The organism is Telluria sp. ZT3P39 (assembly GCF_059685935.1).
Genome location: NZ_JCASIH010000001.1, coordinates 139,582 through 163,387, shown reverse-complemented (window position 1 = coordinate 163,387; position 23,806 = coordinate 139,582). Strand labels below are relative to the sequence as shown.

At 65.5% G+C, this 23,806-nt stretch carries 15 protein-coding genes; 10 read left to right on the top strand and 5 right to left on the bottom strand.

Annotated elements, in window-relative coordinates:
• Position 1 precedes the first annotated feature (1 nt).
• Both AC56LR_RS00635 and AC56LR_RS00630 read left to right on the top strand, forming a co-directional pair.
• Positions 2 to 1,357 (top strand): TolC family outer membrane protein, encoded by a 1,356-nt coding sequence (locus AC56LR_RS00635; RefSeq protein WP_497126324.1) that lies wholly within the window; start codon positions 2 to 4, stop codon positions 1,355 to 1,357.
• Between the two features lie 171 nt (positions 1,358 to 1,528).
• The gene (locus AC56LR_RS00630; protein ID WP_497126322.1) at positions 1,529 to 2,107 is read left to right on the top strand and encodes a DUF4214 domain-containing protein; all 579 of its coding nucleotides are present in this window, start codon (positions 1,529 to 1,531) and stop codon (positions 2,105 to 2,107) included.
• Positions 2,108 to 2,180: 73 nt separating this feature from the next.
• On the opposite strand, the gene AC56LR_RS00625 is transcribed toward AC56LR_RS00630, so the two are convergent.
• A complete protein-coding gene (locus tag AC56LR_RS00625) occupies positions 2,181 to 3,071 on the bottom strand; it encodes a sulfurtransferase (RefSeq protein ID WP_497126320.1) in 891 nt (296 codons plus the stop codon).
• A gap of 140 nt (positions 3,072 to 3,211) precedes the next feature.
• Here AC56LR_RS00625 and AC56LR_RS00620 point away from each other — a divergent pair, with 140 nt between their 5' ends.
• The 3 genes from AC56LR_RS00620 to dnaE all read left to right on the top strand — a co-directional run bounded on the left by AC56LR_RS00620 (position 3,212) and on the right by dnaE (position 11,166).
• Positions 3,212 to 4,330, top strand: a complete 1,119-nt coding sequence (locus tag AC56LR_RS00620; protein ID WP_497126318.1) for an acyltransferase family protein — start codon at positions 3,212 to 3,214, stop codon at positions 4,328 to 4,330.
• Positions 4,331 to 4,646: 316 nt separating this feature from the next.
• Positions 4,647 to 7,562 (top strand): Ig-like domain-containing protein, encoded by a 2,916-nt coding sequence (locus AC56LR_RS00615; RefSeq protein ID WP_497126316.1) that lies wholly within the window; start codon positions 4,647 to 4,649, stop codon positions 7,560 to 7,562.
• Between the two features lie 106 nt (positions 7,563 to 7,668).
• Positions 7,669 to 11,166, top strand: a complete 3,498-nt coding sequence (gene dnaE, locus AC56LR_RS00610; protein ID WP_497126314.1) for a DNA polymerase III subunit alpha — start codon at positions 7,669 to 7,671, stop codon at positions 11,164 to 11,166.
• Positions 11,167 to 11,179: 13 nt separating this feature from the next.
• On the opposite strand, the gene AC56LR_RS00605 is transcribed toward dnaE, so the two are convergent.
• Both AC56LR_RS00605 and AC56LR_RS00600 read right to left on the bottom strand, forming a co-directional pair.
• Positions 11,180 to 12,235, bottom strand: a complete 1,056-nt coding sequence (locus tag AC56LR_RS00605) for a DUF5694 domain-containing protein (protein ID WP_497126312.1) — start codon at positions 12,233 to 12,235, stop codon at positions 11,180 to 11,182.
• Positions 12,236 to 12,347: 112 nt separating this feature from the next.
• The gene (locus AC56LR_RS00600; protein ID WP_497126310.1) at positions 12,348 to 13,193 is read right to left on the bottom strand and encodes a glycosyltransferase family 2 protein; all 846 of its coding nucleotides are present in this window, start codon (positions 13,191 to 13,193) and stop codon (positions 12,348 to 12,350) included.
• Positions 13,194 to 13,250: 57 nt separating this feature from the next.
• On the opposite strand from AC56LR_RS00600, the gene AC56LR_RS00595 reads away from it, so the two are divergent.
• Both AC56LR_RS00595 and msbA read left to right on the top strand, forming a co-directional pair.
• A complete protein-coding gene (locus AC56LR_RS00595) occupies positions 13,251 to 14,516 on the top strand; it encodes an O-antigen ligase family protein (protein WP_497126309.1) in 1,266 nt (421 codons plus the stop codon).
• The gene (msbA, locus tag AC56LR_RS00590; protein ID WP_497126307.1) at positions 14,506 to 16,227 is read left to right on the top strand and encodes a lipid A export permease/ATP-binding protein MsbA; all 1,722 of its coding nucleotides are present in this window, start codon (positions 14,506 to 14,508) and stop codon (positions 16,225 to 16,227) included. The genes AC56LR_RS00595 and msbA overlap by 11 nt, the downstream gene beginning before the upstream one ends.
• Positions 16,228 to 16,378: 151 nt before the next feature.
• Here the strand turns inward: msbA and rfbD are convergent, their stop codons facing one another.
• Positions 16,379 to 18,643 (bottom strand): dTDP-4-dehydrorhamnose reductase, encoded by a 2,265-nt coding sequence (gene rfbD / locus AC56LR_RS00585; protein ID WP_497126305.1) that lies wholly within the window; start codon positions 18,641 to 18,643, stop codon positions 16,379 to 16,381.
• Positions 18,644 to 18,889: 246 nt separating this feature from the next.
• Here rfbD and AC56LR_RS00580 point away from each other — a divergent pair, with 246 nt between their 5' ends.
• Positions 18,890 to 19,126, top strand: a complete 237-nt coding sequence (locus tag AC56LR_RS00580; RefSeq protein WP_497126303.1) for a hypothetical protein — start codon at positions 18,890 to 18,892, stop codon at positions 19,124 to 19,126.
• A gap of 18 nt (positions 19,127 to 19,144) precedes the next feature.
• Here AC56LR_RS00580 and AC56LR_RS00575 read toward each other — a convergent pair whose 3' ends face one another.
• Complete coding sequence (locus AC56LR_RS00575) at positions 19,145 to 20,221, bottom strand: substrate-binding domain-containing protein (RefSeq protein ID WP_497126301.1); 1,077 nt, start codon at positions 20,219 to 20,221, stop codon at positions 19,145 to 19,147.
• A gap of 122 nt (positions 20,222 to 20,343) precedes the next feature.
• On the opposite strand from AC56LR_RS00575, the gene AC56LR_RS00570 reads away from it, so the two are divergent.
• Positions 20,344 to 21,990 carry an OFA family MFS transporter gene (locus AC56LR_RS00570; protein ID WP_497126299.1) on the top strand — a complete coding sequence of 549 codons (1,647 nt, stop codon included), beginning with the start codon at positions 20,344 to 20,346 and terminating at the stop codon, positions 21,988 to 21,990.
• 107 nt (positions 21,991 to 22,097) lie between these two features.
• On the top strand, positions 22,098 to 23,801 hold the full coding sequence (locus AC56LR_RS00565; RefSeq protein WP_497126297.1) for an NAD(P)H-dependent oxidoreductase subunit E: 1,704 nt from the start codon (positions 22,098 to 22,100) through the stop codon (positions 23,799 to 23,801).
• The last annotated feature ends 5 nt before the right edge of the window (positions 23,802 to 23,806 follow it).

The following is a 23,806-nucleotide window of genomic DNA, read 5'->3' as shown; positions in this document are numbered from 1 at the left end:
TATGCGCCCAACCATCACGATCCGTAACCGAAAGGCGAGCGTGCGCGCCGGCATACTCGCAGTGTTGCTGGCCGCTACCGGCGGCGCCGGCGCAGTTACACTGCAGCAGGCCTTCGACGCCGCCATCAAGCACGACCCGGTGTTCAGGATGCGCTTTTACGAGAACGAGTCGGGCAAGGAAAATCGCATCCTGGGCCGCGCACAGCTGCTGCCCCAAATCGCGGCGAATTACAACTACGGCAAGAATGTGGCCGATCAAGAATACCTGCGATTGGGCCTGATCCCGACCACCGATCACCCGAAATACACCAGCCGCTCGGCCGTGGTCCAGTTGCGCCAGCCGCTGCTCAACATGGAAGCGATCGCGCGCTACCGCCAGGGCAAGGTGCAGTCGGCGCAAAGCGAGGAGGCCTACGAGGCTGGCATCGACGAGGTGTCGATTCGCGTCGTAACCGCCTACCTCGACGTGCTGTTCGCCCAGGACCAGCTGGCGCTGGCCCGGGTCCAGCGCGATGCCAATGTAGAGAGCCAGAAGGTCAACCAGCGCCTGTTCGAAAAAGGCGAGGGTACCAAGACCGACATGCTGGAAACCCAGGCCAGGCTGGACCTGGCCGAAGCGCAGTTGATCGAGTCGCAGGACAACCTGCTGGCGGCGCGCAACACGCTGCACGGCGTGATCGGGATGGATCCTGGCGAGCTGGACCAGTTAGGCGACAATTTCCGTCCTCCCGAGCTGAACCCGGCCTCGTTTGAGGACTGGCGCAAGCTGGCGCTCGAGCGCAATAACGTGCTGGCTGCGTCCCGGCTGGCGGCCGAGAATGCACGCCTCGACATCAGCCGCAACCGGGCCGGACATTATCCGCGCATCGACTTCGTCGGCGTCTACAGCAAGAACGACAGCGAATCCATCACCAACCTGAACCAGCAGCAGACTAACCGCCAGCTGGGCTTGCAGGTGAACATCCCGATCTACCAGGGCGGGGCGATCAATGCGGCCACGCGCCAGGCAGCGGCAGGGTATGGACGTGCCCAGGCAGAGCTGGAAGCGCGCACCAATGAAGTCGTCGTCGAGTTGCGAAAAGCCCACAGCCTAGTAGCGAGTAGTGCCCGCAAGATAGATGCGCTGATCAAGGCGGTCGATTCCGGCAAGCTGCTGATGAAAGCCACGGAGCAATCCATCAAGGGCGGTGTCCGCATCAACCTCGACCTGCTCAATGCCCAGCAACAGTTGTTCACCAGCCAGCGCGACCTGGCCCAGGCCCGCTACTCCTACCTCGTGGGGCTGATGCGCCTGCGCGCCGCCGCCGGCACGCTGCAGTCGGACTCGGTACGCGAGATCGCCGCCTACTTCCGTTAAGCCGGAGCAAGCATCGAACGCTCGATGCTTGCTTCGCGTCATCGTCTCGCAAGTTGATTTATCTTTCAGGAAATATCGCCTAAAAGCAAGTAACTGCGCACTGTTCAGCAATCCGTACCACGAATCGCCAACCTGTTGTAGCATCGATTTTCCAACCACATGGAGGTCGATATGGCAGACGCTAACACCACCGCGGTACAGAAACTCTATATTTCCTACTTCAGCCGCCCGGCTGATGCCGCGGGCCTCACATACTGGACAGGCGCCCTGTCCGCCAACCCGAACGCCCTGCAGGAACTGTCACGCCAGTTCTCGATTTCGCAGGAATACCGCACCACGTATGCGGGGCTGGACAACCGCGCCAAGGTGGTCGAGGTCTACGACAACCTGTTCAGCCGTGCGGCGGAAACGGCCGGGGTCGACTACTGGGCCAACCTCCTCAACAACAACCAGTTCACCATCGACACCATGGTGACTGAGATCGCTGCAGGCGCTCAAGACAACGACCGGGTGGCATTCAACGGCAAGGTGGCGGCCGCAAGCGTATTTACCGCGCGCCTCGACCTGCCGGCCGAAAAGACCGCATACTCAGGCGCGGCGGCGAACAAGATCGCGGTGGACTGGATTGCTACCATCAAGGACCTGATGACGGGCGCAATGGCCCAGGATATCGGGGTGGTGGATGGTGTAATCGCGCAGATCGTAGGAAGCGGGCCGTCGGGAATCGACGACGCAGGTTTCTTTGTCTGAGAACATGCGCGGACCTGGCGTCCGCGCCCACTGAAATATTATTTCAAACGCAGCGTCGCGTTGAAAGAAAATTTCAGAGTTGGTGTGCCGGGCCTGCGCCGCCGGCTTCGTTCGCGGAACGGAGCGCCGGCGCGCAGTGCGGGCACGATTCGCCGTAGACATAGTCCGGCGACAATTGCTGGCGCGGCGTGACCACCGCGCGGCAGGCAAAGCACTGCACGGTTTCGGTCGGCTCGAGCTTCGGGTTGAGGGCGGTGCGGTAGTCGAATACGAAACAGTCGCCGGTATAGTGCTCGCCGCCGACTTCCTCGAAATACTTCAAGATGCCGCCGTCGAGCTGGAACACGCGCTCGTAGCCGATTTCCTTCATGTGGATCGCCGCCTTTTCGCAGCGGATACCGCCGGTGCAGAAGGTCACGACCGTCTTCCCGGCGAGCTCGTCCTTGTGTTTCGCCGCCACTTCCGGGAATTCGGTGAACTTGTCGATGCGGTAGTCGAGCGTGTTGTTGAAGGTGCCGACGTCGACTTCAAACGCATTGCGCGTTTCCATCATCACCACCGGCACGCCCTCGTCGTCATGGCCCGCATCCAGCCAGCGCTTGAGCGTGGTCGGATCGACCGCTGGCGCGCGCCCGAGTTCCGGCTTGATGAGCGGCATGCGCATCGTGATGATTTCCTTCTTGATCTTTACCAGCATGCGCTTGTGCGACTGCTCGCTGGACAGGCTTTCCTTCACCTCCAGGTCCGCCAGGCGCGCGTCGCTGCGCACCCAGGCCAAGTACTGGTCGATGTGTTCGCGCGTCCCCGACAGGAACATGTTGATGCCTTCCGGCGTCAGCAGGACAGTACCCTTCAGCCCGAGCTCGTTGCACAGCGCCTGGTATTGCGGGCGCAGGTCGTCGAGGTTTTCGAGGGTGATGAATTTGTAGGCGGCGATGTTGACGAATTGGGCTGCGGAGGACATGGCAGGAAGCTTGACAAGACAGGCCGATATTATAAGCCAGCCGCGGCCTTTCGCGGCGATTCCCCCGGGGAAGCTGCCGGGATTGGCATTACAATACGTGGTTTTGTACAACAGGGCGGCCGCGCCCGGCCAGGGACCACATGCATTCGCTGAACATCCAGTACAACCCGCGCCTCGACCAGCTGCGCTGGCTTGCCGCGTCCCTGGTCTTCCTGTTCCACTTCCACCTCGAATACCGCGGCCTGGGCGCGCCCGGGCTCACCAGCCCATGGTGGGCCTTGATCACCGAAGGGCATACGGGGGTCGGCCTGTTCTTCACGCTGTCGGGCTTCCTGTTCATGCAGATCGCGCTGCACCAGGGGCAGATCGTCTACCGCGATTTCCTGCGCAACCGTCTGCTGCGCATCCTGCCGCTCTACCTGGTGATCTTCCTGCTGGCGACCTCGATCGGCCGCGACAAGTTCGCGCCGCAAGACCTGCTCTATCTGTTCGCCTCGAACCTGGGGCTGGCGCCCACCTCCGGCACCGTGATCACCGGCGCGGCGTGGACCATCTCGCTGGAATTCCTGTTCTATATGGTGTTCCCGTTCCTGGCGCGCTTCACGATGGAGCGCGGCATGATCTATCTCGGCGGCTGGCTGGTGCTGCTGGCCTTCTTCAAGGTGGCCGCCTACACCGTCAATGACAACAGCACGCTGATGTATTTCTCCACCTGGGTCGGCCGCTTCGACCAGTTCCTGATCGGCATGGCCGCCGCCATGCTCCACGCGCGCTGGCACCGGCAGTTGGCCCGCCTTGCCCCGGTGCTGCTGGTGGCCGCAGTCGCCCTGGTGATGGGGGACACCGCCTGGATGCACCGCGTCGCGCCGTTTGGCGCCACGCCGAAGTCCGGGTTCTGGGTGTTCTGGTCGATGCTGGAAAGCGCCGGCTGGGCCGCGCTGATCCTGGCCTGGGTCTCGTTCGCGCCGCGCCTGCCGGGCGTGATCGAACGCGCGCTCAGCCAGGGCGGCAAGGTCAGCTTCTCGTTCTACCTGCTGCACATGGCCCTGCTGCACATCCTGGCCCAGCGCATCGGCCTGGTCAGCCCGACCGGCACGCCCTGGGTCGACGCCGCCATCATGCTGGCCGTCGCCTACGGCGCTACCTGGATGCTCTCGACCCTGTGCTACCACATCGTCGAGGAACCTTTCCTGCGCATGCGGCGCAGCTATGGGGCCGGGCGCGAAGCCACCGCGCCCGGCAAGGCCCGTGTCTCGTAACAATCAACTTCAGGGTCAGGTCTGACATTCGGACACGAGCCCAGCCTTACCCCAGTTGAGCCCGTGTCCGAATGTCAGACCTGACTCCGATTTTGCGATTTTGCCGCGCGCGAGACAGCCGCATTGGCGAAGGCAGCCGGCCGAGATGTGACATCCCCTGTGAGGAGAGGTTTCCAAGATTTAACATTCGTTGTAAAAATGCATTTACATTCTATCTTCATAGAATTAATGCTGCATTGAAAGTTGCGATAAATTAAAATTCGCCCTTTGCTCTTTTGATAAAAAGAGTTTTGCGAATTTTTACGGCTCCTTCTCGATGAACCTTATTCCACGTAGCGCTGCCCTGATCCTTGCCCTCCTGCTGGCAGGATGCGGAGGCCCCGATTCCGTCAACAGCAAGGCCGACCGTTCCGACCTGGCCGGCACCTCCCTCGGCGCGCCCGGCACGGGACAAGTGGCCGGAGGTGGCGGCGCTTCGACCGGGCCGACGACCCAGCTGCTGGTCAATCCCGGTTTCGAAGGCAGTACCGGATGGCAGGCCACGGCCGACGTGCTGACGATGGACCCCGAGTTCTCGTTCCAGGGCACCGGCTTTGCCTACCTGGCCGGCTACAACAACGCCAACGACGTGGTGTACCAGGACGTCGCCATCCCAGCCGGTGCCACCTCCGCGATCCTGCGCTACTGGTATGGCATCACTGCGAGCGACGCGGCCAACCTGGCGCCGGGTGGCGACAAGATGACGGTGGAAGCAGTCGATCCAGCCACCGGGCGCGTGCTGTCGGCACTGGCCGTGCACAGCAACGCGGTACTGAATACCTCATGGACCCAGAGCCCCGGGGTCGAGCTCGCGGCCTACCAGGGCAAGACCATCCGCCTGCGTTTCACCGGCACCAGCGATGGGGCGGGCGTCAGCCATATCCTGCTCGATGACGTGACCTTGAGCGCCGCCGTGCCGGCCACGCCGGCCCCGAGCCCCGTGCCTGCGCCCGGGGCAGCGCAGTCCATGAGCTTCCCGACCAACCGCAGCGCCTACACCATCAACCTGTCGGCCAACGGCCAGATCGTGATCGTGGACGCCGCGGGCCGCACCCAGTCGCCGATCGCCGGCACCAAGCGCCTGAATTTCCTCGATTCGACCGTCGCCCTGGACCTGGACGGCGTGCCGGGCCAGGTCTACCGCATCTACCAGGCCGCCTTCAACCGCCAGCCGGACATGGAAGGCCTGGGCTACTGGATCGACCTGGCCGAGCGCGCGCCGCTGTCGCTGGACGCAGTCGCCGGCGGTTTCGTGGGCAGCGCCGAGTTCCGCGACCGCTACGGTAACCTGGACAACAAGGCCTTCGTCGAGCGCGTCTACCAGAACGTGCTGCACCGCCTGCCCGATGCGGCCGGCCTGGCCTTCTTCGTCGGGCACCTGAACACCGGCGCCATGACCCGCACCGCGGTCATGACCTCGTTCTCGGAATCGAAGGAAAACAAGGACCAGGTGCTGCCGCTGATCCAGCGCGGCATCGCCTACAAGCTGCCCGCCGCCTCGTGCAAGGCCGGCGAAGTGCTGGCCAATAACGCATGCGTGGCCAAGCTGGCCGTGGTGTCGATGGACCCGCCCAATGGCGCGATCAATGTCGCCACGCTGACGAGCCTGATGGCCGGCTTCAATTCTCCGCTGGCGGCCGTTTCCCATCTCAACAACGGCAAGATCACCATCTCGCCGGCGCTGCCGGGCCGCATGGAGCAGGTGAACGGCAACGCGTGGAGCTATGGCTGGCCGCAGGGACAGGCCGAGAACCTGCAACTGCGCCCGAACACCCGCTACACGATCACCCTGCAGCAGGGCTTGCAGGCGGCATCGGGCGCCACGCTCGATGCGCCGGTCACCTGGTCGTTCACGACCACTGCCAGCTGCTCGACCGGAACGCTGCAAAACGGCGTCTGCGTGGCCCCGCCAAGCAGCTGCCCGTCGGGTCAGGTGCTGAGCAACGGCGCCTGCGTGCCGTCGAGCGGGACGCCGAACCCGACCCCGACGCCGAACCCGACCCCGTCGCCGCCGTACACCGGCCCGGCGCCGACCGGCTGTCCTTATCCGCTGACCGTGGTGGGCAATGTCTGCACCAAGGGCACCACGCCGGCCAACTACCTGAACATCGTCGCCACCAGCCCGGCCTACGGCACCGTCCTGCGCAGCGCCCCGGCCTTCGGCGCCGGCGTGGCCCGCACCGTGTCGATTACCTTCGACAAGGACGTCAATCCGGCCACCGTGGGCTCGACCGCTTTCGTCGTGAGGAACGAGTCGATGGGACGGCAGTTCCAGGGCACGATCGCGGTCGCGGGACGCACCGTGAGCTTCACCACGACTTCGACCACCGGCTTCCCGCCGGACAGCTACACCATTACGCTCAACAGCCAGATCAAGGATACCGGCGGGCGTTCGCTGCCGGTGCCCTCGCTGACCGTGTACTTCCATGTGGCCGGCGACCTGACGGTCTATCCGCAACCGGGCATCGTCGATGTCCCGCCTGAATCGCCGGTCTCGGTGGTGTTCAGGGAAGGTGTCGCGGTGGATGCGAATTCGATCAACGCGAACACGCTGAAAGTGGTCAACCTGAACAACGGCGCCCAGGTGAGCGGCAGGTTCGAGATCCGTTCCGACCAGGTGCGCTTCCGTCCCGACCTGATGGCCTCCTACACCTGGTACGAGGTCACCTTGAGCACGGGCGTGCGTACGACCAGCGGCACGCCGCTGTCGAGCGAATTCAAGTGGAGCTTCCGCACCTCGTCGGCCCCGTTCGTGCCGTATCCGGACCCGACGCCGTCGCCCAACCCGACCCCGACCCCGACGCCAACGCCGACCCCGACCCCGACGCCCACTCCGACGCCGACCCCGCCGCCAACGTCGGGCGGTGTGCCCGACAAGGACGGCTGCTATACCCCGCAGCGCAATCCGTCCTGCCTGGCCAGTGCGGCGAGAATGGAAGGCACCAATTACATTGTCACCTACACCAACAACTGTATTGCCCACGTGTTCGCCCGGTTCTGTAACAAACGGCAGAACGGCACCAACTTCTGCGGTGCGGCCGGCATCGACAAGGGACAGTCGACCTCGTGGTCGACGATCAACGGGTCGAACGGGACCTTCGCGTTCACCGGCTCGTCCATTCCGAACAAGGACTTTGTCTGCTCGGGCAAGGATCCGGTGATGACGAAGTACAAGCAGGATTATCCGGACTGATCTGGCGGGTTCGGATGTGTGGGATGGGCTCTCTTGCCCATCCTCCGATGCTTAAACGCAACGACTTCACCGCCAGCCCATCGCCCGGCCGGGGTAAAATGTCGGCATGACTTCCCCGACTTTTACCCACCTGCGCATCCACTCCGAATACTCGATCGTCGACGGCCTTGTCCGTATTGACGACCTGGTCGGGGCGGCCGCAAAGGACAAGCAGCCGGCGCTGGCCGTGACCGATCTGGCCAACATGTTTTGCCTGGTGCGCTTCTACAAGGCGGCGCGCGGGAAGGGGATCAAGCCGATCGTCGGCGTCGACGCCTGGATCACCAACGACGACAACCGCGACAAGCCTTCGCGCCTGCTGATCCTGGCCAAGAACCACACCGGCTACCTGCAGCTGTGCGACCTGCTTTCCAAAGCCTGGCTCACCAACCAGTGGAAGGGCCGCGCCGAGATCCGCGCCGAGTGGCTCGAAGCCCTCGCCACCAGCACCTCCACCCTGGAACCGGACGCGCCGCAGGACAATGCCCTGATCGTGCTGTCGGGCGCCGGCTTCGGCGACATCGGCCAGGCCATCGATCAGGGCGATATCGTGCGCGCCGAACGCGCCGCCGAGCGCTGGGCCGCCCTGTTCCCGGGCCACTTCTACATCGAGATCCAGCGCGCCGGCCAGCCCAACCAGGAGCAGCAGGTGCGCCATTCAGTGGCGCTGGCGGGCCGTCTCGGCCTGCCGGTGGTGGCGACCCACCCGGTGCAGTTCATCAGCAAGGACGAATTCATCGCCCACGAGGCGCGCACCTGTATCGCCGAAGGCGAGATGCTGGCCAACGCCAAGCGCGTGCGCCGCTTCAACGAAGAGATGTGCTTCAAGTCGCAGGACGAAATGGCGGAACTGTTCGCCGACCTGCCGGGCGCGCTCGCCAATTCGGTGGAAATCGCCAAGCGCTGCAACGTCACCCTCACGCTGGGCAAGCCGCAGCTGCCCGATTTCCCCACGCCCGACGGCATGAGCATCGGCGACTTCCTGATCGCCGAGACCAAAAAAGGCCTGGAAGAACGCCTGGTCCAGCTGTATCCCGACCCTGGCAAGCGCGAAGCCGAGCGTGCGCGCTACGAGGCGCGCCTCGAGTTCGAGAACAACACCATCATCAACATGAAGTTCCCGGGCTACTTCCTGATCGTGGCGGAGTTCATCCAATGGGGCAAGAACAACGGCGTGCCGATCGGCCCGGGCCGCGGCTCGGGTGCGGGCTCGCTGGTGGCGTATGCGCTCAAGATCACCGACCTCGATCCGCTGAAATACAACCTGCTGTTCGAGCGCTTCCTGAACCCTGAACGCGTCTCGATGCCCGACTTCGACATCGACTTCTGCCAGGAAAAGCGCGAACTGGTCATCCAGCACGTGAAGGACTTGTACGGCCGCGACGCGGTCTCGCAGATCGCCACCTTCGGCACCATGGCCGCGAAAGGCGCGATCCGCGACGTCGGCCGCGTGCTCGATTTCGGCTACAACTTCTGCGACGGCATCTCGAAACTCATCCCGTTCAAGCCGGGCAAGCAGGTGTCGATCGCCGAGGCGATCGAAGAAGAACCGCTGCTGAAAGAACGGCTGGAAAACGAAGAAGAGGTCAAGCAGCTGCTGGAGCTGGCGCAGCAGGTCGAGGGCATCACCCGCAACATCGGCATGCACGCCGGCGGCGTGCTGATCGCGCCGGGCAAGCTCACCGATTTCTGCCCGCTGTATTCGCAAAGCGGCGACACCGGCGTGGTCTCGCAATACGACAAGGATGACGTGGAGGCCGTGGGCCTGGTCAAGTTCGACTTTTTGGGACTGACGACGCTCACCATCCTGGACCGCGCGGTGAACTACATCCGCGCGCTCGATCCGGTGGATGCCGGCTTCAACCTCGAGACCCTGCCGCTGAACGACCGGCCTTCGTACAAGCTGCTGTCGGACGCGAAGACCGTCGCGATCTTCCAGCTGGAGTCGCGCGGCATGCAGGGCATGCTGAAAGATGCGCGTCCCGACCGCTTCGAGGACATCATTGCGCTGGTCGCGCTTTACCGTCCGGGCCCGATGGACCTGATCCCCGACTTCTGCAAGCGCAAGCACGGCGAGAAGTTCGATTATCCCGATCCGCGCACCGAGTCCATCCTGTCCGAGACCTACGGCATCATGGTCTACCAGGAGCAGGTCATGCAGATGGCGCAGATCGTCGGCGGCTATTCGCTCGGCGGCGCCGACATGCTGCGCCGCGCGATGGGCAAGAAGAAGGCCGAAGAGATGGCCGAGCACCGCGAGATCTTCCGCGCCGGTGCGGCGAAAGACGGCTTGAGCACCGCCAAGGCCGACGAGATCTTCGACCTGATGGAGAAGTTCGCGGGCTACGGCTTCAACAAATCTCACGCGGCCGCGTATGCGCTGCTGTCGTACCACACGGCCTATCTGAAGGTGCACCACACCGCCGCGTTCATGGCAGCCAACATGTCGCTGGCCATGGAAGACACCGACAAGATCAAGATCCTGGTCGAGGACGCGCTGGACGTCTGCAAGCTCACGCTGCTGCCGCCGGACGTCAACGAATCGCAGTTCCGCTTCACGCCGGAAGGCCAGCCGAAATCCGTCACCGGCAAGCAGGTGAGCAACATCCGTTACGGCCTGGGCGGCGTGAAGGGCGCGGGGCAGGGCGCGATCGAAGCGATCATCGCCGCGCGCACCGAGGGTGGTAAGTTCAAGGACCTGTTCGACTTCTGCCTGCGCGTGGACCGCAAGCAGATCAACCGCCGCACCATCGAATCCCTGATCCGCGCCGGCGCCATGGATTGCTTCGGCGTCGACCGCGCGATTTTGCTGGCCTCGGTGGGCTTCGCGATGGAAGCGGCGGGCCAGGCCGCCGCCGCCGCCAACCAGGTCAGCCTGTTCGGGGGCGATGACTCCGACCTGGTCGCGCCACCGGAATACGTGAAAGCCACGCCCTGGACCGACCGCCAGAAGCTGGCCGAAGAAAAGATCGCGCTCGGCTACTACCTGTCCGGCCACATGTTCGACTCGTATGCGGGCGAGGTGCGGCGCTTTGCCAAGACCAAGCTGAAAGACCTGGAGCCTTCGCGCGACCCGCGCATGCTGTGCGGCGTGATCACCGGCGTGCGCACCCAGATGACCCAGCGCGGCAAGCTGCTGATCGTCTCGCTCGACGACAAGACCGGCGTCGTCGAAGTCACCGTCTACAGCGAACTGCTGGAGCAGAACAAGAACATCTTCAAGGAAGACGAGTTCCTGCTGGTGGTCGGCAAGGTGTCCGAAGACCGCTTCAACGGCGGCCTGCGCATCACCGCCGAAAAAGCCTATGACATCGCCGCGGCGCGCATCCAGTATGGCTTCAAGCTGGAGATGGATGTGGACACCAACCTGAACCTGGCCAAGCTGGCCGAGGTCTTGCAGCCGCATCGCCAGCAGGACGGCATGCCGGTGAGCTTGCGCATCAAGCCGCAGGGGATCGAGGCCGTGCTGCAATTGGGTGATGAATGGCGCGTGGCGCCGTCGGATACGCTCAAGCAGCAGCTGGAGCTTGTGGTGGGGGCCAAAGACGTCGCGGTCGAATACTGACCTTTGCGCAGCCTCAGCGCAGCAGGGGCGCCGCGTCGACGACGCGCACGTCGTGCATCTGGTGCAGGTAGGCTTCCAGGTAGCCCTTGTGCGAGGCTCCGACGAGCACCAGTATGCGGATACCGGGCTGCATGCCCAGCAGCTCGCGGATGTTCGCCGCCATGCGCAGGTTGCGGGTTTCCCAGTAGCCGAGATAGTTGCGGCCGAAGCGTTGGGGCGAAGGCTCCTCGAGCGCCGCGCCAAAATCGCTGTCGAAGGCCAGCTTCGCTTCCCCTGGTGCGTTGGCGGCGCGGTACATCGCCAGCACGTCTTCGGGCGTCCCAAGGCGCGCCCGCAGCGCCTCGTCGTTGCGGCGGCGCTGTGCGGTCGCCGGGTTGTCCCAGGCCTTCATGATCGCCTCGCCGGCGGCCTTCTGGTCCGGGCTCTCGCTGTCCGCGGTGTGGTCATCCATCGGGTAGACGCGCTCGTGGCCCAGGCGCGCCGCCAGCCGGGCGGCGATCAGGTAGCTTTCGTTGCGCTGGCCGGCCTGCTTGTTCAGGCGCTCGACCAGCGCCGTGTCGAGGCCATCGCCTGCGCGGCGCTCGGCCTCGGGCAGGCGCAACCACTGCACCAGCGCCGAGGCGCGCTCGCCGCCGGCCAGGAACACGGCCGCCAGCTGGCGACGCTGCGCGGGGGAGGGCGCCGCGGGCCAGGCGGCCAGCAGGCGTTCGGCCTGCGCCGTCGCGGCAGGCACGTCCAATCCGGTCGCCGCTTTGGCGGGCGCCGGGTCCCAGCAATACGACTTGACCGTGTCCTGGTAGCGCTGCGGATAGCGCCGCAGATAATCGCACTGGGCGCCCGACAGGTCTTCCACGGCGATCGCTTGCGGGCGCCATCCGGCCAGCCGGTCGTGGAGCAGGCGCAGGTTGGCAGGGTCGAACGCGGGCGGCAGGGTCGAAAGATGCGCCGTGCCCAGCACCAGCACCTCGTTCACCGGGCCGGCCGCCGGGCCTTTCAGCCTGGCGGGATCGAATCCGGGCTGGTAGCCGTGTGCGGCGGCTGCGCCTGACAGGGCTGCGAAGAAGAGCATGGAGATCAGCTGACGCACCGGACACTCACTTTCTGTGGTTGGTTGACGGGTGTCCGATAGTTCCACGCCGGCAGGAGAGCGTCAATGCGCCGCGCATGACACAGGGGGCAGCTCAGCGTGGGGCGGCGAAATCCTCGCCCGCATGCTGTCGCAGCCCGCGCGTGGCCTGCGTGGTCTTGTTCGCGGCCCGCTCCAGCACCAGCTTGCGGTTGCTCGATTCCTCGTCGCGCTTGGCCTCGCGGTGCCACAAATGCAGCACTTCCGTCGCAAACGCCCCGTCCTTGCGCAGCACGCCGGCGTGGAACAGGCGCACCACCAGGTCCGAATCCTCGTGGCCCCAGCCGACAAAACTCTCGTCGAAGCCGTTGACCTTGTCCAGGTCCGCGCGCCACACCGCCAGGTTGCAGCTCTTGATGCGGCGCCAGCTGAAGCTGCGCCGCTCGCGCCCGGCGTCGGGAAGCCGGAACAGCAGCTGCAGCACCTTGTTGATGTCGCCGCGCAGGCGGTAGCGCAGCTTGTCCGCCAGGCTGATGGCCGGCAGGTCGATATGTTCGGCCAGCGCCTTGTGCGTCAGTTCAGGACTGAGCAGGATGCGGCTGCCCGACACCAGGAAGCCCGGCCGCGCAAGCAGCCGGTGGCGCGAGACGAAGTCGCGCTGCGGGATGCAGTCGCCGTCGAGGAAAATGATATAGTCGCCGGTTGCCGCCAGCGTGCCGCGGTTGCGCGCCATCGCGGCGCGAAAGCCATCGTCCGGCTGCCACACGTGTTTCAAGGGCACCGGGGAGCGCGGGCGCAGGCGATCGAGGGTTTCCCGCGTGTTGGCAGTGGAGCCGTCATCAGCGATAATGATTTCGAAATTCTGGTCGTCCTGCATGAAGCAGGCTTCCACCACCGCCGACAGGGCGTCCGGGCGGTTGTAGGTAGTGATGACGACAGAAATGGTTTGGTTTTGCTGCATGGGTATCCGATAAAATCACGCGCTCAGGGTCGGCAAGATTATCCTACAAGAACATGAATGAACAATAATCAGACGAAAATCGGGGTGCCGATGCAGCGCTGGGTCGGTTTCCTGGTTTTCCTGTTCCCTTTCCTCAGCCTCATCACCCCTTCCGGTATCGGCTTTTCCAGCATCGTTTTCCTGCTCGCCGCGCTCTTCGTCCCGCGCAAGGCCTGGGGCGCGCTGGCGCCGCACTGGCGCGACATTCGCTGGGTGGTGGCGGCCTTCGCCCTGAATTTCCTGCTGGCGGTGGCGTTCGTGCTGGCACGGCCGGAAACGCAGCTCGAATACCTCGACAATCCTTCGCGCATGCTGTTCGGCCTGAGTGCCGCGGCGCTGGTGGTGCTGGCGCGCCCGCCGCGCGCCACGCTGTGGTGGGGCGTGGTACTGGGCGCCGTCTGCGCGCTGCCCTTCGTGGGCTACCAGCGCATCGTGCTCGGGATCGACCGCCCGGGCGGCTGGCTCAACGCCATCACCTTCGGCGACCTCGCCCTGTGCCTCGCGCTGGTGGCGCTGGCCGCCGCCGTCGACTACCGCCACAGCACCCGCAAGGCCATCCTGCCGGCGCTGGGCGCGGTGGCCGGGCTGGCCGGATGCGTCATGACCGGCACCCGCGGCGGCTGGATCGCGCTGGCGCTGGCCGCGCTGCTGTTCCTCACCTATGCCCACCTGCTGCGCAGCCGGCGCGTGCGCCTGCTGCTGGTGGGCAGCTTCGCCCTGTTCGCCTCGACCTTCTTCATTCCCGCGACCGGGGTGCAGGCGCGGGTCGGGCAGGGCGTGGACGACGTGCGCACCTGGCTCGACGGCGGCAGCGCCTTTACCAATGTCGGCGTGCGCCTGGAGCTGTGGAAGGCCGCCGGCTACCTGATCGAGGAGCGTCCGCTGTTCGGGCGCGACCCGGCCATGGTGCGCGCCGGGCTGCGGGAGCTGGCGGCGCAAGGCAAGATCCAGGAAGTGATCCTGCCGGCCGAGCACCTGCACAACGACGCCCTGCAGGCGCTGGCCACCGGCGGCGTGTTCGGCCTGCTGGCCTGGATCGGCATCCTGGCCATGCCGTTCGCCTTCTTTGCGCGCGTGCTCGGGCGCGAGGCCCACAGGGCCAAGCCGCAGTTTGCGCCGGCTTTGGCGGGCATGCTGGTGGTGCTCAGTTACTTCAGCTTCGGCCTGACCGAAGTGATCTTCTGGTCTTTGAAAGGCAGCATGTTCTATGCGCTCATGGTGTTCCTGCTCATGGGCTTCTGCCTGAACCTGAAAGACGGATTGGACAAACAAATTGGAAAATAAAGTTATCGTCAAACGCCTGCTGGCGGTCGTCAAGCCTTACCAGACGCGCTCCTGGCTCGCGCTGCTGTCGATGGCGCTGACCGCCGCCACCCAGCCGCTATTGGGCTGGGCGCTGCAGCTCTTGATCGACCTCGGCTTCAAGGACAAGGTGCCGTTCAGCCTGTGGTGGATTCCCGGCGTGCTGGTGTCGATCTTCATCCTGCGCGGCGTCGGCACCTTTTCCACCGCCTACCTGAACAACTGGGTCACCAGCCGCGTGCTCAACGACCTGCGCGCGATGGTGTTCGACCGCGTGCTGCGCCTGCCGGTGGCGCGCTTCCACGAAGAGTCGACCGGCAAGATCATCAACACCGTGGTGGCCGACGTGCGCCAGGTGGTCGACATGCTGCAGTCGGTATTCGTGGCCTGCGTGCGCGACACCCTGGTGGTGATCGGCCTGCTCGCCACGCTGCTCTATCTGAACTGGAAGCTGACGCTGGTGGCGATCGTCGTGATTCCGCTCACCGCCGTGATCGTGCGCACCACCACCGGGCGCCTGCGCCGCCTGAACCGCGACAACCAGCGCGTGACCGCAGAGATGACGCAAGTGGTCGAGGAAGCCACACGTGGCCACCAGGTGATCCGCGTGTTCTCGGGCGAGCGCTACGAGCGCGCGCGCTTCCATGCGCGCAGCGAAGCCCTGCGCGGCTTCTCGCAGCGCATGACGGTGGCCTTTGCCGCCACCACGCCGATCACCCAGATCGCCACTGCAATGGCGCTGTCGCTGGTGATCGTGCTGGCGATCCAGGCCGACATGACCCAGGGCCAGTTCGTCCAGTTCGTCACGATGATGCTGATGCTGCTCACGCCACTGAAGTCGCTGGCCGAAGTGAACGGCCCGATGCAGCGCGGGATCGCCGCGGCCGAGACGGTGTTCGGCCTGATCGACGCCCCGGCCGAGCTGGATACCGGCACGCGCGAGCTGGGACGCGCCCAGGGCCACCTGCGCTTCGAGAACGTTTCCTTCCGCTACCCCAACGCGATGAACCTGGCCCTGAACGACGTGACGCTCGACGTCAAGCCGGGGCAGACGGTGGCGCTGGTGGGCATCTCCGGCGGCGGCAAGTCGACGTTTGTCAACCTGGTGACGCGCTTCTACGATCCGGAAGGCGGCCGCCTGACTTTGGATGGCGTGCCCTACCAGGACATCCGCCTGGCCAGCCTGCGCGGCCAGCTCGCGATGGTGAGCCAGAACGTGGTGCTGTTCGACGATACGCTGGCGGCGAACATCGCCTACGGCTTCGAGACCATCGACTACGAGCGGCTGGCCGCGGCCGTGAAGGCGGCACACCTGGTTGACGTCGTGGCCAAGCTGGAAGAGGGCGTGGACACGCGCATCGGCGAAAACGGCATGCGCCTGTCGGGCGGCCAGCGCCAGCGCGTGGCGATCGCCCGCGCGATCTACAAGGACGCGCCGATCCTGATCCTGGACGAAGCGACGTCCGCGCTCGACAACGAGTCCGAGCGCGCCGTGCAGGCCGCGCTGGAAACCCTCATGGCCGGCCGCACCACCATCGTGATCGCGCACCGCCTGTCGACCATCGAACGGGCCGACCGCATCGTGGTGATGGAGCATGGGCGGATCGTCGAGCAGGGCACGCATGCCGAGCTGCTCGAGGCGAATGGGATGTATGCGAATTTGTACCGCTTGCAGTTCGTGGCCGAATCGTAGGGCGGGCGGGGTAATTTCGGGCAATGCCCGGAATTACGAACGCCCGCGCGTTCAAATTACCTTGCTTCTGCCCGCGCGGTTATTCATGCCCCAACTACCACCGCGCGGGCAGGAAACCTGCCCACCCTACAAAAGCCGGCAGGGTCCCAACTTAACTCGCGTAATGCGCCGCCTCCCCCGGCCGCTCCGCATCCCGGCCATGCGCCCGGTCCTGCATCGCTTCCAGATAGCGCCGCAGCGCGTCGTCCAGCGACGGCAGCAGCATCGAACGCTCGCTTGACAGCGCGCTGAAGCCCGGCCGGCGCGCGGCGAAACCGCAGTCCGCGGACGACACCACTTCCAGCCTCGACGCATCCACTCCCGCCGCATCGCAGGCGCGCCGCGCCAGGTCGGCCCAGCTCAGCGCTTGCCCATTGGTCAGGTGCCACACGCCGCGCTCGCGGTCGATCAGCAAATCGAGCGAGACGTTCACCAGGTCCGGCACATAGGTCGGCGAGACCACCATGTCGCCCGCGGCCTGGAAGGACTGGCCGGCTTCCAGCGCATTGAGCGCCTGGGTCACGAAGTTGTGGCTGTCCCAGGGGCCGAAGAAGGCGCTGGTGCGGATCACGAGGGCCTGCGGGTCGGCTTCCAGCACGCGCTGCTCGGCCTGCATCTTGCTGCGGCCATACACGCCCAGCGGGTTGACGGCATCCGACTCGACATAGGGCGCGCCCTTGGCGCCGTCGAACACCAGGTCGGTCGAATAGGTCATGAAGCGCAGCTGGTGGCGGATGCAGGCCAGGGCCAGCACGGTCGGTCCGAGGGTGTTCTCGCGCATGCAGCGATCGAGATCGCCTTCGGCTTCGTCCACGCGCACGTAGCCGCCCGCGTTGATGATGGCCCAGGGCCGGAAGCGCGTGATGGCCGCTTCCACCGACTGCGGATCGGTGATGTCCATCTCCTGGCGCGTGAGCACGTGGTAGGCCAGGTTGCGCTTGTCGCAGATGCGCGCGAAGGCCGAGCCGAGGGTGCCGGTGGCGCCGGTGATCAGGATCGGCTGCACGGTGTTCGACTTGAACTGGCTGCGGATCGCGATGTCGGCCACCGCGGTGCGGGTCGCCACGGGCTTGCACAGGAAGCGCCCCGGGCGGCGCCACCAGCCTTCGCCCTGCAGCACGGGGCTCGACAGCGGACGGCTGGTGGCCAGCTCGCGCATCAGGGTGGCCAGGGCCGTCGGGCGCGGCTCGCCGCCGCGCACGTCGAAGGGGCCCGGCTCGTAATAGCCGCGGCATTCGGTCACCAGGCAGTTCCAGTCATAGGAGCCGAGCAGCGCCCAGACGGTGACGGCGCGGATGTCTGCGCCCTGCTGGCGCGCCTTGCGCGCGGCGTTCCAGATCTCCACCAGCCAGCGCAGCTGGTCTTCGCGGTTGGCGTCGATGTGGGCTTCGGTGATCGCGATCGGCAGGCGGTAGCGCTCCCAGGTCTCCATCAGCAGCGGCGCGATGCCGGGCGTGGGCGTGGCCAGCGCGCGCGGGGTTTCGATGTCGGCGTGCGGGATGCCGCGGTACACGTGGCGGCGCGATTCCGGATAGCGTTCCGGCCGGTGGTCGAGCCAACGCTCGCTGGTGGCGTAGTAGTTCACGCCCATGATTTCGGGCGGGCAGGGGTTGTCGCGGAACCAGAGCAGCTCTTGCGCGGTGGCCTGCGATTCGAGCAGGTAGCTCCACAGCGCATGCTGCTCGTCCACCATCCCGCACAAGAGGTCCCAGGCCAGCCAGCGGCGGTCGTTAAAGAAGGTCGCGATCTCTTCCATCTCCGGGGTACCATAGGTCTTGGAGAGGTCGTCGGTCTGGACCAGTTTCGCGTCCGGGTTGACGGCGCGGATCGCGCGCATGCAGAGCACGATGGCGCGGCACTGGTTGAGCAGGGCGCGCACGAAGGTCGCTTCGTCGCCGCCGTGCGGGTACCAGACGCCTGCCAGTCCGGAAAAGCGCGCCGTGGTCAGGGGTTCGTTGACCGGGGTGTAGTACTCGACCCAGGGGTAGCGCCGGGCTACCGCGCCGGCGTACTCGGCGAGCTTTTCGGGAAAGGCGGGATCGACCAGGCTGGTATGCCGTGGGCCGCTGCCGTGGTGGATCAGGCCGACGATCGGGGTGACGCCCAGTTGCTGCAGTGCCGGCAGGCGTTCGTCGGACCAGGACCAGTCGGCCGATTCGATGCCGTCGGGGGCGGTACGTTCCCATAGCACCGGATAACGGATCGCCTTGATGCCGAGCGAGGCGAAACGCTCGATGTCCTGCAGGCGGTCTGCATGGCCATTGCGTTCCATCTGGCTGAAGTAATTGTCGCGTACGCGGTTGACCGTGCATTCCAGTCCGCCCCAGAGCGCCAGCTCGGGCGTACCCGCTGCAGCGCCTGCCGGTTGGGAATTCATCTGTGTGTTCATGTTCTGACCCGCGTTTGTGAAGACAGGCATCAGCCTAATTGGGCAGTAGAACGAGTTGTGTGAAATAGCGCACATATAGGGACGTTTTCGGACCAGTCCTACTTTTTGAGTGCAATTTCTCGGTTTCTGGAGCTAACTTCTGCGATCAGGAAACTACTGCTGACATCTGGGAACAGCATGGGGTGCGCCAGGCGCTGGCGCCCGTGGGCGACAATCGGGGCATAGGAGGAAGTCATGTATATGGTGTATTGGACGGTCGTCGAAGACGACAACTGCACGCCGCACGAGAAATTGTTCGAAACGGCAGAGATGGTCGAGGCGATGCAGCAGATGGAAACCCTGCGCCGGCGCCAGCGCGAGGGCGAAAACTTGCGCTTCATTACGATGGCGTCCGAGCATCCGGACCTGGTCGGCCACCCCGGCGTGGACGTCACCGGTCCCGGTTACAACTGGAAGAAGCGGCGCCGCTGAACTTCAGGCCGGGGCACTCTAGGCCGCCAACCCGAACGCCTCCCCAATCGACACCACCTCTCCCGTCCCCTGCGCATCGTAGCCCGGCAGCGCCGCCACCAGGGCGTGATACGAGGGCGCGCGCATCAGCGCCAGCAGTTGCCCCATGGCCGGCTCGTCGAGCGCGTCGCGCCGCACCGCGAAATAATAGACCTCGCGCTCCAGGGAGATGAAGTCGAGCTTGAACTGCGCGGCGGCGGCGCGCATGCCGACGCCGGCATCGGCCATGCCGCTGGCGATGAAGGCCGCCACCGCCGAATGGGTGAACTCGGCGCTGTGGAAGCCCTGGATGGCGTCGACCGGCAGGCCGTCGGCCGCCAGCATCATCTCGAGCAGCATGCGGGTGCCGGAGCCGGCCTGGCGGTTCACGAAGCGCACGCCGGGCGCGGCCAGGTCGGCCAGGCCGCGCAGGCCGAGCGGGTTGCCGCGCGCCGTGATCAGGCCCTGCTCGCGGCCCGCCACGCGCACCAGGCAGTGCTGGTTCGGGTCGAGCCAGCGCAGGTACCAGGCCGCGGTCTGGGCCTGGAAGCGCCCGATCGGGATGTGGAAGCCAGCCAGGTCGCATTCGCGCCGCGACAGCGCCACCACCGCGTCGGTACTGGTGCGGTAGCGCGAATCGATCGGCAGGGCGTCGCGGTCGACGCAGTCCATCAGGGCCGCCACCGCGAAGCCGTGGCTGGCGTCGAGCCGCAGCGCGCGCAGGCGCCCGGCCGTGATGCGCACCAGTTCCGCCTCGAGTTCCGAGGCCAGGCTTTGCAGCGTGGGCGACAGGCGGGCGGCGATGCGGCGGTCGGCCCAGACCAGCTTTTGCGCCAGCGGCGTGAGTACCGTGCCGCGCCCGCGCCCGGTCTGCAGCAACTGCTGGCCGAACAGCTCCTCGGCCGAACGCAGCAAGCCCCAGGCATAACGGTAGGACAGCTTCACCGACTTGGCCGCCTGCGCGATCGAACCGGTGTCCTGGATCGACAGAAGCAGGCCGAGCAAGTCGCCGGTGTCGAGCGGCGCTTCCCCCTTGATGCTGATTTCCCAGTGCGGGCGAATATGAATGTTAAGCATATGCTCAAAATAGCCTATTTCTAGCCAGAAAACATCATGTTAGTCTCGCCGAAATAACAAAATTTGACGAATAAATATGCTTTAAAAAGCATATTCCGATACCTATAAAATCTGGAGACAACATGGCGCTATTCGGTTTTCTTGACAAGGAACACACAATCGCGGGGCCGGGCTTCAACCGCTGGCTGGTCCCGCCGGCCGCGCTCGCGATCCACCTGTGCATCGGCATGGCCTACGGATTTTCCGTATTCTGGCTGCCGCTGTCGAAAGCGCTCGGTATCACCGAATCGCTGGCCTGCCCGGCCGAGATGAGTTTCATGGCCCAGGTATTCGCGACCACCTGCGACTGGAAGATCTCGATGCTGGGCTGGATGTACACGCTGTTCTTCGTCTTCCTGGGCCTGGCGGCCTGGCTGTTCGGCGGCTGGCTCGAGCATGCCGGCCCGCGCAAGGCCGGCCTGGTGTCGGCCGTGTGCTGGTGCGGCGGCCTGGTGATTTCGGCGCTGGGCGTGTATACCCACCAGATCTGGCTGATGTGGGTCGGTTCCGGCGTCATCGGCGGCATCGGCCTGGGATTGGGCTATATCTCGCCGGTCTCGACCCTGATCAAATGGTTCCCGGACCGCCGCGGCATGGCGACCGGCATGGCCATCATGGGCTTCGGCGGCGGCGCGATGATCGGCGCCCCGCTGGCCGACAAACTGATGAAATACTTCGCCACCCCGGCCTCGGTCGGCGTCTGGGAAACCTTCCTGGCCCTGGCCGCGATCTATTTCGTCTTCATGGTGGCAGGCGCGATGACCTACCGCGTGCCCGCCGCCGGCTGGAAGCCGGAAGGCTGGACCCCGCCCGTGCAGACGTCCAATACCATGATCACCGCGCGCCACGTGCACGCCAGCCGGGTCTGGGGCATTCCGCAGTTCTGGCTGATCTGGGGCGTGCTGTTCCTGAACGTCTCGGCCGGCATCGGCATCCTGGGCATGGCCTCGCCGCTGCTGCAGGAAGTGTTCGGCGGCCGCCTGATCGGCGTCGACCTGGGCTTCAACGACCTCGACACGGCGCAGAAAGGCCAGATCGCGGCGATCGCCGCCGGCTTCACCGGCCTGCTGTCGCTGTTCAACATCGGCGGGCGCTTCGCCTGGGCATCGTGCTCCGACTACATCGGCCGCAAGGCGACCTACTTCATTTTCCTGATCCTCGGGTTCATACTGTATGCGTCGATTCCCTCGATGGCGCACGCCGGCCAGCTGGCCCTGTTCGTCGGCTTCATCTGCATTATCCTGTCGATGTACGGCGGCGGCTTTGCCACCGTGCCGGCTTACCTGGCCGACCTGTTCGGCACCCAGATGGTCGGCGCGATTCACGGCCGCCTCCTGACGGCGTGGGCTGCCGCGGGCGTGCTGGGTCCGATCCTGATCAACTACATCCGCGAGTACCAGATCGCCAACGGCGTGCCGAAGGCGCAGGCCTACGACGTGACGATGTACGTGCTGGCCGGACTGGTGGTGGTGGGCATCGTGCTCAACGCGATGATCCGTCCGCTGGACGACAAGCATTTCATGACGGATGCCGAACTGGCTGCGGAGAAAAAACTGGCGCACGAGAAGGAAATCACGGCAACGAGCGGCACCCGTGCCGGCAACGGCAGCGGGTCGGCCGCCGTGGCGAACAACCCGGCCGTGACGGCGTTTGCCTGGATGGCAGTGGGCATTCCGCTGATATTCGGTATCTGGGTGACGCTGCAGAAGGCGTCGGTGCTGTTCAAGTAGCGGGTTTGTAGTGTGATCTGACCGCGTGGGAAAGTTGCTTGCCCACGCGGTCAGGCACCGATCGAACTGACGAATCACGTAACACGGATCAAATATTGGGACACCCCATGAACCACCCCATCATCCCGATCGCCCTCTCCGGCGCCAGCCGCCAGCGCAAGCGCGAAGCCCCCAAGGGCCGCCGCGTCGACCCGCAAGCCCTCGCTCAAGTGCAGGCCCTGCTCGGCGCCGAGTCGCGCCAGAGCGACCTCCTGATCGAGCACCTGCACAAGATCCAGGATGCGTTCGGCTGCCTGTCGAGCCAGCACCTGGCCGCGCTGGCGCAGGAAATGCGCCTGGCGCAGACCGAGGTCTACGAGGTGGCCAGCTTCTACCACCACTTCGACCTGGTGAAAGAGGGCGAGGCCGCCCCCGCCGTCTTGACCGTGCGCGTGTGCGCCGGCCTGTCCTGCGAGATGGCGGGCGCCACGGCGCTGCTGGAGAAGCTGCCGGCGCTGCTGGGCCGCGACGTGCGCGTGCTGGCGGCGCCCTGCATCGGCCGCTGCGAGCAGGCGCCGGCGGCGGTGGTGGGGCAGCATGCGGTGCCGCATGCGAGCGTGGAAAAGCTGGTGGCCAAGGTCGCCCGCGGCGAAACGCGTGAACCGATTGGCGGCCACATCGACTACGCCGCCTACCGCGCCGCTGGCGGCTATGCGCTGCTGCGCGCCTGCATCGCCGGCCAGCACGAGGTCGAGGGCGTGATCGGGACGCTGGAAGCCTCCGGCCTGCGCGGCCTGGGCGGCGCAGGCTTCCCGCTGGGCCGCAAATGGCGCATCGTGCGGGGCGAAGCAGGCCCGCGCCTGATGGCGATCAACATTGACGAAGGCGAGCCGGGCACCTTCAAGGACCGCGTCTACCTCGAGCGCGACCCGCACCGCTTCCTGGAAGGCGCCCTGATCGCCGCCTGGGCGGTCGGCATCGAGGCCATCTATATCTACCTGCGCGACGAATACCACGGCTGCCGCGCCATGCTCGAGGCCGAGCTGGAACAGCTGCGCGCCGATCCGCCGGTACAGGGCATGCCCCCGATCATCCTGCGCCGCGGCGCCGGCGCCTATATCTGCGGCGAAGAATCGGCCATGATCGAATCGATCGAAGGCAAGCGCGGCATGCCGCGCCTGCGTCCGCCCTATGTGGCGCAGGTCGGCCTGTTCGGCCGTCCGACGCTGCAGCACAATTTCGAATCGCTGCACTGGGTGCGCGAGATCCTCGAGCGCGGCGCCGACTGGTTCGCCGGCTTCGGGCGCAACGGCCGGCGCGGCCTGCGCTCGTTCTCGGTATCGGGACGGGTGCGCGATCCGGGCGTGAAGCTGGCCCCGGCCGGCATCACGATCACGCAACTCATCGAGGAATACTGCGGCGGCATGCAGGAAGGGCACGCCTTCTATGCCTACCTGCCGGGCGGCGCCTCGGGCGGCATCCTGCCCGCATCGATGGGCGACATCCCGCTCGACTTCGATACCCTGCAGCCCTATGGCTGCTTCATCGGCTCGGCCGCGGTGGTGGTGCTGTCCAACCACGACAGCGCCATGGCCGCCGCGCGCAACACGCTGGCCTTCTTCAAGGACGAATCCTGCGGCCAGTGCACGCCCTGCCGCAACGGCACGGCCAAGGCGCTGGACATCATCCGCAAACCCGTCTGGGACGTGCCGCTGCTGGGCGAGCTGTCGCAGGTCATGCGCGACGCGTCGATCTGCGGCCTGGGCCAGGCGGCGCCGAATCCCTTCGACTGCGTCATCAAATACTTCCCGCACGAGCTGGCTCAAAGGTAAACCGC

Bases quoted from the DNA above. Each gene is read 5' to 3' on its own strand.
- AC56LR_RS00575 (WP_497126301.1), bottom strand. From the start codon at position 20,221: ATGCTTAACATTCATATTCGCCCGCACTGGGAAATCAGCATCAAGGGG.
- AC56LR_RS00615 (WP_497126316.1), top strand. From the start codon at position 4,647: ATGAACCTTATTCCACGTAGCGCTGCCCTGATCCTTGCCCTCCTGCTG.
- rfbD (WP_497126305.1), bottom strand. From the start codon at position 18,643: ATGAATTCCCAACCGGCAGGCGCTGCAGCGGGTACGCCCGAGCTGGCG.
- AC56LR_RS00595 (WP_497126309.1), top strand. From the start codon at position 13,251: ATGAACAATAATCAGACGAAAATCGGGGTGCCGATGCAGCGCTGGGTC.
- AC56LR_RS00620 (WP_497126318.1), top strand. From the start codon at position 3,212: ATGCATTCGCTGAACATCCAGTACAACCCGCGCCTCGACCAGCTGCGC.
- AC56LR_RS00625 (WP_497126320.1), bottom strand. From the start codon at position 3,071: ATGTCCTCCGCAGCCCAATTCGTCAACATCGCCGCCTACAAATTCATC.
- AC56LR_RS00565 (WP_497126297.1), top strand. From the start codon at position 22,098: ATGAACCACCCCATCATCCCGATCGCCCTCTCCGGCGCCAGCCGCCAG.
- AC56LR_RS00570 (WP_497126299.1), top strand. From the start codon at position 20,344: ATGGCGCTATTCGGTTTTCTTGACAAGGAACACACAATCGCGGGGCCG.
- AC56LR_RS00635 (WP_497126324.1), top strand. From the start codon at position 2: ATGCGCCCAACCATCACGATCCGTAACCGAAAGGCGAGCGTGCGCGCC.
- dnaE (WP_497126314.1), top strand. From the start codon at position 7,669: ATGACTTCCCCGACTTTTACCCACCTGCGCATCCACTCCGAATACTCG.
- AC56LR_RS00600 (WP_497126310.1), bottom strand. From the start codon at position 13,193: ATGCAGCAAAACCAAACCATTTCTGTCGTCATCACTACCTACAACCGC.
- AC56LR_RS00580 (WP_497126303.1), top strand. From the start codon at position 18,890: ATGTATATGGTGTATTGGACGGTCGTCGAAGACGACAACTGCACGCCG.
- AC56LR_RS00605 (WP_497126312.1), bottom strand. From the start codon at position 12,235: ATGCTCTTCTTCGCAGCCCTGTCAGGCGCAGCCGCCGCACACGGCTAC.
- AC56LR_RS00630 (WP_497126322.1), top strand. From the start codon at position 1,529: ATGGCAGACGCTAACACCACCGCGGTACAGAAACTCTATATTTCCTAC.